Here is an 11,597-nt window from a genome sequence, read left to right on the forward strand (position 1 = left end):
GTACCCCGCACCCCGCACCCCGCACCCCGCACCGACGAGGACCGATGACCTCCCAGGACCAACAAGCCTTCCGCGACCTCCTGCGCACACTGCGCGTATGGGAGGGCGCGCTCCCCGCATTCGAGCCGGACAGCGCGCCGGACGAGCCACTGCCGCTGTTCCACCGCTGGCTCCGCGAAGCGGCGGAGGCCGGAGTGCCCGAGCCGCACACGATGGCACTCGCCACCGCCGACGCGTCCGGACGCCCGTCGCTGCGCACTGTGATGCTGCACGACGCGGACGCCCACGGCTGGCACTTCGCCTCGCACCGCACGAGCCGCAAGGGCCGCGAACTGGCCGAGCAGCCGTACGCAGCGCTGGGCTTCTACTGGGCGGGCCTGGGACGTCAGGTGCGCGTCCAGGGGAAGGTCACGGCGGCCGGGCCGGCGGAGAGCGCCGCCGACCTGCACCGCCGCTCAGCAGGCGCGCTGGCCGCCGCGCTGGTCGGCCGGCAGAGCGACGTGCTCGACTCCTGCGAGGAGTTGGACCGCGCTTCGACCGCCGCGTGGGAGCGCGCGCGGCGGGAGCCGGACTCCGAGGTTTTGACCTGGACGCTGTACGTCCTGGAACCGGACGAGGTCGAGTTCTTCCAGGGCGACGAGCGGCGACGGCACGTACGGCTGCGCTATCGGCGGGAGGGCGACAGCTGGGCGCGGGATCTGCTGTGGCCTTGAGCGCCATGGCGTAGCCCCTGGTACGGGCCCGTACAGGCTTTGTGTGGGGGCCGGCGCCCCCGCCCCAGCCCGTACCGCTACACGGGCCTGAAGACCGGGATCGCGTACGGCTCACCGCTCTCCGGCGGCCCCGCTCCCCGCCCGGACTCCGTGCGGAACGCGACCCCGAGGTCCATTCCGATCCGCAGGTCGGGCTCCGGGCAGTCGACGACCTCGGTCATCAGGCGCGGGCCTTCCGCCAGGTCCACGACGGCCGCGACGTACGGGACTCGGCCGCCGAAGGGCGGGAGGTCGTTCCGGTGCACCACCGACCACGTGTAGAGGGTGGCGCGACCGCTCGCCCGCTCCCAGTCGACGTCCTCGCTCCAGCAGCGCGGGCAGAACTCGCGCGGGTAGTGGTGTGCCGCACCGCAGTCCGCCGCGCGGCAGCGCCGGATGAGCAGCCGGCCGGCAGCGGCGGCCTCCCAGTACGGACGGGTGAAGGCGTCGATCTCCGGCAGATCGAACCGAGGCGAACCCGCAGGCCGCGCGTTCACGGAAGGCTGCGCCGGTGCCTGCTCCGGCGTGCGCTCCGGCATCACGCGCCCCTGCCCCGCCGTGCGCTCCGGCGTCACAGGAACAGCCCCCACAGGTTGTCGAGCGACCACACCTGCCAGCTCATACCGAGGAGCGCGACGAGGGAGATCAGCGCCATCATCGCGTTCTGCCCCTGCTCCGCCCAGTCGTGGATCATCAGGACGAGGTAGAGCAGGTTGAGCAGCAGACCTCCCGCGAGCGCGATCGGTGTGAGCAGCCCGAGCACCAGGCCGAGCCCCAGCGCGAGTTCGGCGTAGACGACGACGTACGCCATCGCCTTGGGCCGGGGCGTGACCACCACGCCGAAGCCGCCGCGAACGAACTCCCAGCGGTGCTTCCCCGCGACATCCGCCGCCCAGGCGATGCCGGTGCCGCGCTCGAACCAGGCCGCCTTGTCCTTGTGCCGCCAGCTCTCCAGCCACCACAGGCCGAGGCCGATGCGCAGCACGGCGAGCCATTCGGCGCCGGTGAGCCAGATCGTCTGCATCGGAGCGCTCCTCTTGGACCGATCGGACCGAGGTCCCGGACAAATGTTTCTGACGGTACGTCAGTTCACCGGATGAGGGAGGCGGAGCGCAAGAGGCAGCGACCGGCGATCGACTCTCCGTGATCGATCCGCAACCACTTTCGAGCGGAACCCCCCGAAAGTGGGCACCAACGGAGCTACGCTCACCCGCATGTCGGCCGACCGGATATCCCCAAAACCCGTGCCCACGACCGCACACACCCCGCCCGTGTATGTCATCGGCGGCGGACCCGGCGGGCTCGCGGCGGCAGCGGCGCTGCGCGAACGCGGGATCGAGACCGTGGTCCTGGAGAAATCCCAGAGTGTCGCCGCCTCCTGGCGGGGGCACTACGACCGGCTGCGGCTGCACACCACGCGGCGGCTGTCCGCGTTACCGGGCCTGCTGATCCCCAGGAAATTCGGCCGCTGGGTCGGCCGCGACGATGTGATCCGCTATCTGGAGCAGTACGTCGAGCACCACCGCATCGAGGTCTCCACCGGCATAGAGGTCAGCCGCATCGAACGCGCAGCCGACTCCGGGTGGATTCTGCACGCCAGCGGCGGGCGCGAACTGGTGGCCCGCACGGTCGTCGTCGCCACCGGCTACAACCACACCCCGCATCTGCCGGAGTGGCCCGGCCGGGACGACTTCGGCGGCGAACTGATCCACGCCTCGGCCTATCGCAACGCCGCCCCGTACGAGGGCCGGGACGTTCTGGTCGTCGGGGCCGGCAACACGGGCGCGGAGATCGCCGCCGACCTCGCCGAGGGCGGCGCGCGGCGCGTGCGGCTCTCGGTGCGCACCGTGCCGCACATCGTGCGGCGGTCGACGGGCGGCTGGCCCGCGCAGGCCACCGGCATCCTGATCCGACGGCTGCCGACCTGGGCGGTGGACCGCGCGGCCCGGCTCATGGACCGGATGTTCGGCTCGGACCTCGCCCACCACGGGCTGCCGCGACCGGCGACCGGCCTGTACTCGCGGGCTCGCGAGGGGGCGATCCCGGTCCAGGACGTGGGGCTGCTCGACGCGGTGCGCGCCGGGCGGGTCGAGGTGGTCGCCGCGGTCGAGTCCTTCACCGGGAGCAAGGTCGTGCTCGCGGACGGCATCAGCGTCGAGCCCGACGTGGTCGTGGCGGCCACCGGTTACCGGCGCGGCCTGGAGTCCATGGTCGGTCACCTCGACGTGCTGGACACCCGCAGCAGACCCAGAACCCACGGCGCCCGCACCCTCCCCACCGCGCCGGGGCTGCACTTCACCGGCTACACCAACCCGATCAGCGGAATGTTCCGCGAACTCGCCATCGACGCACAGAAGATCGCACGGGCGGTAGCCCGCTCCGTCAAGTAGCCCCGCCCGCCCCGGTCACCGGCCATAGGCCGACGCGCGATCAGCCGTCCCGGCGCACAGCGGTCGCAGCGCACCGCAGCCGAGCCGACCGGCCGTACGGCTTTACGTGCAGCCCCATTCCTGACTTGCCGTCAGTTCAGTAACCTGACTATGCGTCAGATGCATTGGCCATCGAGCAGGAGTGGGCGAGATCGATGCTTGGTTCAACTCACGGCAGCCTCAGTACCGCCCCCCGCGCGGCCCGCGTCGTGGCCTGCGGCGAGCCCTCCCGGCCCACCGTCCGCGAGACGACCGAACCGGGAGTCGGCAACGGCGGCGGCTCGGCCGCCGACCTCGACGTCAGCGGCCGGCCACTGCGCGCCCCCGTCCCCGACCTGGACCGCTTCTTCCGGCCCGAGTCCGTGGCCGTCGTGGGCGCCTCCGATGCCGAGGGCCGCCCCAACACCGGCATCACCCGCCAGCTGATCGCCTGGTCCGGGCGGGTGGGCGCGCGCCTGCACCCGGTCCACCCCACCCGCACCTCCGTCTTCGGCCTCCCCTGCTTCCGTACCGTCGCCGACCTCCCCGAACAGGTCGATCTCGCCGTCCTCCTCATCGCCGACCCGGTCCCCGTCATCGAGGAACTGGCCGAAGCCAAGGTGAAGTTCGCCGTCGCCTTCGCCTCCGGATTCGCCGAGACCGGCGAGCTGGGCGCCGCCGCCCAAGCCCGGCTCGCCGCAGCCGTGGAACGCTCCGGCCTGCGCCTACTGGGCCCCAACACCAACCTCAACGCCTTCGAGGAGTTCCGCGACGACCTCGACGGCCCCGCGATCGCGTTGATCACGCAGTCAGGCCACCAGGGCCGCCCGGTCTTCGCCCTCCAGGAACTGGGCATCCGGCTCTCCCACTGGGCGCCCACCGGCAACGAGGCCGACCTGGAAACCGCCGACTTCATCTCCTACTTCGCCGAACAACCCGAAGTCGGAGCGATAGCGGCCTATATGGAAGGGCTCAAGGACGGCCGCGGCTTCCTGATCGCCGCCGACCGGGCCGCCCGCAACAAAGTCCCCGTCGTCGCCGTCAAAGTCGGCCGCACCGAGACCGGGGCCAGGACAGCCGCCTCGCACACCGGCAAACTCACCGGCGCCGACGAGGTGATCGACGCCGCGATGCGGCAGTTCGGCGTGATCCGGGTCGACGGCCTGGACGAGCTCCAGGACACTGCGGCGCTGCTCGCCCGCGCCCGCCCGCCGCAGGCGGAGGGCGTCGCCGTGTATTCGATCTCCGGGGGCACCGGAGCCCACTTCTCCGACCTCGCCACGGTCGCCGACCTGCCCATACCCACCCTCTCCGCCGAGAAGCAGACCGAGCTGCACCAGTGGATACCGGACTACCTCAGCGTCGCGAACCCGATCGACAACGGCGGCCATCCGGTGGGCGACTGGCGCGGCCGGAAGATCATCGACGCGATCCTCGCCGACCCGGAGGTCGGCATCCTCATCTGCCCGATCACCGGCCCCTTCCCCCCGATGAGCGACAAACTCGCCCAGGATCTGGTCGACGCCGCCGAAGCCACCGACAAGCTCGTCTGCGTCATCTGGGGCTCGCCCGTCGGCACCGAGGACGCCTACCGCAGCACCCTGCTCGGCTCCTCGCGGGTCGCCACCTTCCGTACCTTCGCGAACTGCGTCACCGCCGTCCGCGGCTATCTCGACCACCACCGTTTCACCAGCGGCTACCGCTCCCCCTTCGACGACGCGCCACGCACCCTCTCGCCCTCCGCGCGCAAGGCCCAGGCCCTGCTGCGCCCCGGCCGCCGGCTCAGCGAGCACACGGCCAAGCAACTGCTGCGGGCCTACGGCATCAGGGTTCCGCGCGAGCAACTCGTCACCAGCGCCGCCGCCTCGGTGCGGGCGGCCGGGCTCGTCGGCTACCCGGTCGTCATGAAGGCGTCCGGCCCGCAGCTCGCCCACAAGAGCGAACTCGGCCTGGTCAAGGTCGGACTCACCTCGGCCAGCCAGGTCCGCGACGCCTATCGGGAGCTCACGGACATCGCCCGCTACGAGGACGTGACCCTGGACGGCGTGCTGGTCTGCCAGATGATCGAACGCGGTGTCGAGATGGTCGTCGGCGTCACCCGCGACTCCCTCTTCGGGCCGACGGTGACGGTCGGCCTCGGCGGCGTACTCGTCGAAGTGCTGCACGACACCGCCGTACGCGTGCCCCCGTTCGGCGAGGACCAGGCCCGCGCCATGCTCGGCGAACTGCGCGGCCACGCCCTGCTCGAAGGCGTACGCGGGGCGCCTCCGGCGGATGTGGACGCGCTGGTCGAGGTCATCCTGCGCGTTCAGCGGATGGCCCTGGAACTGGACGGCGACCTCGCCGAACTGGACATCAACCCCTTGGTGGTGCTCCCGCGCGGCCAGGGCGCGGTGGCGCTCGACGCGCTGGCGATCTGCCACTGAGGCCGCCGCCCACCGGACCACCCCGAGGACCACCCACCGCACGAACCGGAGCCGCTCCCCCATGACACCCTCCCCCGAAGATTCACTGGATTCCGTTGTACGGCACGCCACTGACAACGGCGTCTCGTGGATCACGCTCAACCGCCCCGAAGCGATGAACGCCGTCACCTGGGACCAGCGCGAACGCGTCATTTCGCTGCTCGAATCCGCCTCCGCCGACCCCGGTGTCCGGGCCGTCGTGATCACCGGCACCGGCAAGGGCTTCTGCGCGGGCGCCGACCTGCGCACGGCTCCGGCCGGCCCCACCGCCGCTGCCTCCGCGCCCGCCCCCGCCACAGGTGCCGCGCCCGTCACAGGTATCGCCCCCGTAACAAGCGCCGCCCCCGGCAGCGGCGAACGCGTACCGGGCGATGTGGCCCGTACGATCCGGCGCGGCGCGCAGCGGCTGATCGCCGCCGTGCTCGACTGCGAGAAGCCGGTCATCGCCGCCGTCAACGGCACGGCGGCGGGCCTCGGCGCGCATCTCGCGCTCGCCTGCGACCTCGTACTGGCCGCCGAATCCGCCAAGTTCATCGAGGTCTTCGTACGCCGGGGGCTGGTCCCCGACGGCGGCGGCGCGTATCTGCTGCCGCGCCTCATCGGCCCGCAACGGGCCAAGGAGTTGATGTTCTTCGGCGACTCCCTCCCCGCCGCCGAGGCCGAGCGGCTCGGTCTGGTCAACCGCGTCGTTCCCGCCGAGGACCTGGAGAAGACGGCCCGCGAATGGGCCCAGCGCCTCGCCACCGGGCCGACCCGTGCCCTCGCCCTGACCAAACAGCTGGTCAACGCCTCACTCGACGCCGACCGGGCGACGGCCTTCAGCGCGGAGGCCGCCGCCCAGGAGATCAACATGACCACGTCCGACGCGAGCGAGGGCGTCGCGTCCTTCGTGGAACGCCGGGCACCGCTGTTCCGTGGCCGGTGAGCAGGCGGCCGGCAGGCGGTGCAGGACGACACCGTGCGCAGCGGCAGGTGGCCCGTAACTCCCCCGGAGTCACGGGCCGCCTGTCGACCAGCACACGTACGGGGCGCGCCATCCGTATGACACGACGGCGCGTGACGTGGCTCACACAGCAGCTCGCGCGAGAGTTTCGCACAACCGCTCACGCGCGGCGGGCGGGCGCGGGCCCCGCGCGCCTCAGCGGCTCGGCGTCGCGTCCACCTCGCCCGGGGAACACGTGCGCACCTCGGTCGTATTGCGGGTTCTGACGCCCGGCAGCCAGCCCTCGACGCCGGACTTCTGCTCGACCAGGTACCAGCGGGTCGAAGTGATCCCCTGCTCGTCCCTGACCAGTGTTCCGTCGGTGACGACGCAGATCGCGGACAGCCGGTCGCCGTGCCAGACATGGCCGGCCGAGTTGTCGGGGGCCGCGTACCGCGCGTACGGGTTCTTCGCGAGCCGCAGCGCGCACTCCGTGGTGCGCAGCTTCCGGCACGCGCTCTCGACGTTGTGGACGGACAGTGTCACTCGGGAGTCGGGGGCGCTGGGGCCGGGGTCCGTGTCGGAGGCGGGGCCCGGGCCGGTCCCGGAGGGGCGCAGCAGCCACCAGGTGCCGAACATGACCGCGCCCACCGCGATGACCGCCGTCAGCGCGACCAGCGCGAGCCTCGGCGCGCGACGGGACGAGGGCCTCGCCGCGGGACGCACGCCGGAACGGACGGCCGCCGAGGTCCTGATGTCCGCCCAGAGTCCGGGAGGCGTCTGCATCTCCTCGTCGGCGGCGCGCAACCGCTCGCCCAGGGCCGCCGCGACGTTCTCGCGCTCCCGCGCCACTTCACGCTTCACAGCGCCCCTCCCTCGCCGGTCCGCCCCGATCCGTCCCGGGGTGATCCATCCCGGGGCCCGTATCCCGGTCCGCCCCGGTCACGCCCGGGATTCGCAGCCCGCTGCGCCCCGCCCTGCGGACCTGGTTCCCCCGGACGGGTCTCCCCCAACACGTCACGGAGCTTGTCGAGCGCCCGCGCCCGGTGCCGCGCGGCGGTGCCCCGATGGACCTGCATGATCTGCGCGGCCTGGTCGATGGTGTAGCCGTCCAGATCGACGAGCACCACCACCCCGGCCTGCCGTGCGGACAGCCGCCGGAGCAGCCGCACCGCTTCCAACTCCGAGTCCCGCCAGCCGATCCCGCCGTCCCAGCCGGCCGTGGCCTGCTCGACGTCGTCCGTCAGCAACTGCCGGCGGTCGCGCCGGTGCGCGTCGCGTACGACGCTCAGCAGAGCGGTGAACGCGTAGGCGTACGGCTCCGGGTGCGCCAGGAATCGCTGCGGGCGGACGGCCAGTTTGAGATACGCCTCGTGCACGGCGTCCTCGCCCGCGTGCTTCGATCCCGTCAGCATGACCGCTCTCCGGTAGAGCCGGGGCAGGAATCCGCAGAAGATCTCATCGAAGGGCGTGTGCGACGGACCGCTCGGCACTGTGGTCATTTCTCAGGAACTCTCCCTGCTTCGCCGACGGACCGACTCCCCCCGCGGCTACCGCCGGACAGGCTACCCGGCGCGATGCGGCCTCCATAGGGACGCACACGGCGGAGTGCCCCGATGTGACAGGGCGCGAACCTCAGACCATGTCTTTCAATCTGACAAGCCATCAGATTCAATGAAGTCATGATGGGACACGCAGGGATGGCAGCCACCGCCATGCGCTATCTGCGCTCGGTCGGTGCCCCGACGACCATTGAACAGCCGGTCGATCCACTCCCACGTCCCGATCTCCGGGCCGTGCGGGAGGACGAGCGGCTACCGCTCGACCCGACGGAATTCCGCCGCGTGCTCGGCAACTTCGCGAGCGGCGTCACCATCGTGACGGCCCGCGCCGCCGTCGACCCCGGCCACCGATCCGGTGAGACGGCGCGCGCCGCTCCAGCCCAGGCCGCGCCCCACCCGGACGGCCCGGCCGGTTTCGCCTGCCAGTCGTTCGCGTCGCTCTCCCTCGACCCGCCGCTGGTCGCCTTCATGGTGGCCCGTACGTCCGCCACCTGGCCCCGCATCGCCCGCGCCGGGGTCTTCTGCGTCAACATCCTGGGCGCGGATCAGGGCGACCTCTGCCGGGGTTTCGCGGTGAGCGGCGCGGACAAGTTCGCGGGAGTGGAGTACGAGCCGTCCTCGGTGACCGGATCGCCTCGCCTCGCCGGCGTCCCCGCCTGGATCGACTGCACGATCCAGGCCGTGCACACCGGCGGCGACCACCTGATCGTCGTCGGTCGCGTCGAGGCGCTCGGCTCGGACGAGACAGCGGGCGCGGCCGGGCCACTGCTCTTCCACCGGGGAGCTTTCGGCTCGCTCAGCGGCTGACTCCCCACTCGTCGAAGTCGCCGAAGTCGCCGAAGTCGCCGGACTCGCCCGCCCCGGCCACAGGCACGCCCTGCGGCCCGGTTCGCGCTCAAGCCACCAACGTCTGCTCCGCGACCGGCCGATGGCGGATGACCAGCGCCATCAGCGCCGCCGCCGCGCACAGCGCCCCCGAGGCGTACCAGATGACGTCGTACGAGCCGAAGGCGTCCCGCGCGAGGCCGCCCAGGAAGGCGACCACGGCCGCGCCCACCTGGTGGGACGCCAGGACCCAGCCGAAGACGATCGCGCCGTCCTCGCCGTAGTGCTCGCGGCACAGGGCGATCGTCGGCGGCACGGTGGCGACCCAGTCGAGCCCGTAGAAGATGATGAAGAAGATCATCGGCGGCTGGACGCTGTCGGACAGCAGCATCGGCAGGAACATCAGCGAGATGCCGCGCAGGCCGTAGTAGACGGCGAGCAGCCGCCGGGTGTCGAAGCGGTCGGTGAACCAGCCGGAAGCGATGGTTCCCACCACGTCGAAGAGGCCGATCACCGCGAGCAGCGAGGCGGCTGCCGTGATCGGCATGCCGTGGTCGTGCGCCGCGGGCACGAAGTGGGTTTTGACCAAGCCGTTCGTAGAAGCGCCGCAGATCGCGAAGGTGCCCGCGAGCAGCCAGAAGGGGCCGGTGCGCGCGGCGGAGACGAGCGCCCCCACCGTGCGCCGGGCCGCGCCCCGTTGCGGGGCCGGCTTGGGCTGGAGTGCGCCGTCGACACCGTAGGGATTCAGGCCGAGGTCGGCCGGGTGGTCGCGCAGCAGCAGCCAGACGAAAGGAACCACCGTGACCGCGGACAGGGCGACGGTGACCGTGGCCGGACGCCAGCCGTGGTTTTCGACGATCCAGGACAGCAGCGGCAGGAAGACCAGTTGCCCGGAGGCGCTCCCGGCCGTGAGGATGCCGGTGACCAGCCCGCGTCGCTTGACGAACCACCTGTTGGTGACGGTCGCGGCGAAGGCCAGCGCCATCGAGCCGCTGCCCAGCCCGACCAGGACGCCCCAGTAGAGGATCAGCTGCCAGCTCTCGGTCATGAAGACCGTGAGCCCGGCGCCGACGGCGATCACCGTCAGAGCGCAGGCGACGACGCTGCGGATGCCGAACCGGTCCATCAGCGCGGCGGCGAACGGCGCGGTCAGCCCGTACAGCGCGAGGTTGATGGAGACCGCGAAGCCGATGGCGCCGCGCGACCAGTGGAACTCCTCGTGCAGCGGGTCGATCAGCAGACCGGGCAGCGAGGCGAAGCCGGCCGCGCCGATGATCGTCACGAAGGCGACGGCGGCGACGAACCAGGCGCGATGCAGCCGGGGGCGCGCCTTGACCGGCACGTCCACCAGGGCTGCCACCATCGCGCGTGGGTCGGTTTCCAGGGCTTCCGTCGAGGTAGGCGCCCCTGCCTGGGTGCCGGCAGGGGTGCCGGTCGGACGGTCCTCATCGAGCGCGGGGAGATCGGGTGTCTGCGTCACTCGGTCAGCCTCGGCTCTCGGACCCGCCCGATCGAGTGGCCTAAAGGCCACGATGTGAAAGGATCGCGCCATGGGCTCACGTCAGCGGCAGCAACAACAGCAACGGGAACAGCGGCAGGGGCAAGGACAGGGACAGCCGGGGCAGCGGCGGCGCGCCCGCCGGCACCGCGTCGTCGTGCTCGTCATGGACGGCGTGATCCCCTTTGAACTCGGCATCCCCGCCCGGATCTTCGGCGGCGCCCGCGCGGAGGACGGCTCGGACCTGTACGACGTCGTCACCTGCGCGACCGCCGCCGGGGCGGTGCGTACGGACGCCGACTTCAGCATCCAGGTCGAGCACGGCCAGGAAGCCCTGGACGAGGCCGACACCGTGATCATCCCGGCCACGCACGCACTCGACTCCGTCTTCCAGCACGGCACCCTCCCCGAGCCGCTCGCCGAAGCCTTCGCCCGTATCCGGCCGGGCACGCGCATCGCGTCGATCTGCACCGGCTCGTACCTCCTCGCCGCCGCCGGACTCCTCGACGGACGCCCGGCGACCACCCACTGGAGCTCCGCCGCGCACTTCCAGCGGCTCTTCCCCAAGGTCCGGGTGGACCCCGACGTGCTCTACGTGGACGACGGCGATGTCCTGACCTCGGCGGGCGTCGCCGCCGGCATCGACCTGTGCCTGCACATGGTGCGCCGGGACTTCGGCACGGCGGTCGCCTCCTCCGTCGCGCGCCGCACCGTCGTACCGCCGCACCGCGAGGGCGGCCAGGCCCAGTACATCGAACGCCCGCTCCCCGAGCCCCAGATGGCGACCACCGCCACCGCTCGCGACTGGGCGCTCCAGCGCCTCGACCGCCCGCTGGCGGTACGCGAACTCGCGGCGCGGGAGGCCATGAGCCTGCGGACCTTCACACGCCGCTTCCGCGAGGAGGTCGGGGTCAGCCCCGGCAAGTGGCTCGTACAACAACGGGTCGACCGGGCCCGCCAGTTGCTGGAGAACAGCGACCTGCCGATGGACCGGGTGGCACGCGACGCCGGGTTCGGGACAGCGGCGTCCATGCGGCAGCACCTGCAAACGGTGCTCGGCGTCTCCCCGACCGCCTACCGGCGCACGTTCCGCATTGATACGGATACGGGCCCGGATGCGTACGTGGCTACGGGCCCGGATACGGCCGCGGGTACAACTGCGGGC

General features: G+C 71.9%; 10 protein-coding genes and 1 pseudogene. 6 read left to right on the plus strand and 5 right to left on the minus strand.

Annotation, left to right across the window (positions count from 1 at the left end; translation table 11 throughout):
* Positions 1-44: 44 nt before the first annotated feature.
* The gene (locus tag QMK28_RS10780) at positions 45-713 is read left to right on the plus strand and encodes a pyridoxine/pyridoxamine 5'-phosphate oxidase (protein WP_326436904.1); all 669 of its coding nucleotides are present in this window, start codon (positions 45-47) and stop codon (positions 711-713) included.
* Positions 714-790: 77 nt separating this feature from the next.
* Here the strand turns inward: QMK28_RS10780 and QMK28_RS10785 are convergent, their stop codons facing one another.
* Both QMK28_RS10785 and QMK28_RS10790 read right to left on the minus strand, forming a co-directional pair.
* Positions 791-1,291 (minus strand): Zn-ribbon domain-containing OB-fold protein, encoded by a 501-nt coding sequence (locus tag QMK28_RS10785; protein ID WP_326436851.1) that lies wholly within the window; start codon positions 1,289-1,291, stop codon positions 791-793.
* A gap of 32 nt (positions 1,292-1,323) precedes the next feature.
* Positions 1,324-1,776: a DoxX family protein gene (locus QMK28_RS10790; RefSeq protein ID WP_326436852.1), complete on the minus strand. Its 453-nt coding sequence runs from the start codon at positions 1,774-1,776 to the stop codon at positions 1,324-1,326.
* 190 nt (positions 1,777-1,966) lie between these two features.
* On the opposite strand from QMK28_RS10790, the gene QMK28_RS10795 reads away from it, so the two are divergent.
* From QMK28_RS10795 to QMK28_RS10805, 3 genes are all read left to right on the plus strand, one after another.
* Positions 1,967-3,142 carry a flavin-containing monooxygenase gene (locus QMK28_RS10795; RefSeq protein ID WP_326436853.1) on the plus strand — a complete coding sequence of 392 codons (1,176 nt, stop codon included), beginning with the start codon at positions 1,967-1,969 and terminating at the stop codon, positions 3,140-3,142.
* Positions 3,143-3,336: 194 nt separating this feature from the next.
* On the plus strand, positions 3,337-5,586 hold the full coding sequence (locus tag QMK28_RS10800; RefSeq protein ID WP_326436854.1) for an acetate--CoA ligase family protein: 2,250 nt from the start codon (positions 3,337-3,339) through the stop codon (positions 5,584-5,586).
* 61 nt (positions 5,587-5,647) lie between these two features.
* Positions 5,648-6,550 carry an enoyl-CoA hydratase/isomerase family protein gene (locus tag QMK28_RS10805; RefSeq protein ID WP_326436855.1) on the plus strand — a complete coding sequence of 301 codons (903 nt, stop codon included), beginning with the start codon at positions 5,648-5,650 and terminating at the stop codon, positions 6,548-6,550.
* A gap of 213 nt (positions 6,551-6,763) precedes the next feature.
* On the opposite strand, the gene QMK28_RS10810 is transcribed toward QMK28_RS10805, so the two are convergent.
* Together QMK28_RS10810 and QMK28_RS10815 are read right to left on the minus strand one after the other, a co-directional pair.
* Positions 6,764-7,411: a hypothetical protein gene (locus QMK28_RS10810; protein ID WP_326436856.1), complete on the minus strand. Its 648-nt coding sequence runs from the start codon at positions 7,409-7,411 to the stop codon at positions 6,764-6,766.
* Positions 7,408-8,049, minus strand: coding sequence for an RNA polymerase sigma factor (locus QMK28_RS10815; protein WP_326436857.1), 642 nt, complete (start codon positions 8,047-8,049; stop codon positions 7,408-7,410). The genes QMK28_RS10810 and QMK28_RS10815 overlap by 4 nt, the downstream gene beginning before the upstream one ends.
* Positions 8,050-8,229: 180 nt before the next feature.
* On the opposite strand from QMK28_RS10815, the gene QMK28_RS10820 reads away from it, so the two are divergent.
* Entirely contained in the window at positions 8,230-8,916 is a 687-nt protein-coding gene (locus QMK28_RS10820) for a flavin reductase family protein (RefSeq protein WP_326436858.1), read from the plus strand.
* Between the two features lie 88 nt (positions 8,917-9,004).
* Here the strand turns inward: QMK28_RS10820 and QMK28_RS10825 are convergent, their stop codons facing one another.
* On the minus strand, positions 9,005-10,297 hold the full coding sequence (locus QMK28_RS10825) for an MFS transporter (protein ID WP_326436905.1): 1,293 nt from the start codon (positions 10,295-10,297) through the stop codon (positions 9,005-9,007).
* Between the two features lie 301 nt (positions 10,298-10,598).
* Between QMK28_RS10825 and QMK28_RS10830 the strand changes: the two are divergent.
* Positions 10,599-11,529: pseudogene (locus QMK28_RS10830) on the plus strand (GlxA family transcriptional regulator); the annotation flags it as partial.
* Between the last annotated feature and the right edge of the window lie 68 nt (positions 11,530-11,597).

Origin of the sequence: Streptomyces sp. H27-D2 (genome assembly GCF_035828615.1) — a bacterium.
In the GTDB taxonomy this organism is placed as follows: domain Bacteria; phylum Actinomycetota; class Actinomycetes; order Streptomycetales; family Streptomycetaceae; genus Streptomyces.

Excerpts from the sequence above, each read along its gene's own strand:
- QMK28_RS10780 (WP_326436904.1), top strand. The coding sequence starts at position 45 with ATGACCTCCCAGGACCAACAAGCCTTCCGCGACCTCCTGCGCACACTG.
- QMK28_RS10785 (WP_326436851.1), bottom strand. The coding sequence starts at position 1,291 with ATGCCGGAGCGCACGCCGGAGCAGGCACCGGCGCAGCCTTCCGTGAAC.
- QMK28_RS10790 (WP_326436852.1), bottom strand. The coding sequence starts at position 1,776 with ATGCAGACGATCTGGCTCACCGGCGCCGAATGGCTCGCCGTGCTGCGC.
- QMK28_RS10795 (WP_326436853.1), top strand. The coding sequence starts at position 1,967 with ATGTCGGCCGACCGGATATCCCCAAAACCCGTGCCCACGACCGCACAC.
- QMK28_RS10800 (WP_326436854.1), top strand. The coding sequence starts at position 3,337 with ATGCTTGGTTCAACTCACGGCAGCCTCAGTACCGCCCCCCGCGCGGCC.
- QMK28_RS10805 (WP_326436855.1), top strand. The coding sequence starts at position 5,648 with ATGACACCCTCCCCCGAAGATTCACTGGATTCCGTTGTACGGCACGCC.
- QMK28_RS10815 (WP_326436857.1), bottom strand. The coding sequence starts at position 8,049 with ATGACCACAGTGCCGAGCGGTCCGTCGCACACGCCCTTCGATGAGATC.
- QMK28_RS10820 (WP_326436858.1), top strand. The coding sequence starts at position 8,230 with ATGATGGGACACGCAGGGATGGCAGCCACCGCCATGCGCTATCTGCGC.
- QMK28_RS10825 (WP_326436905.1), bottom strand. The coding sequence starts at position 10,297 with ATGGTGGCAGCCCTGGTGGACGTGCCGGTCAAGGCGCGCCCCCGGCTG.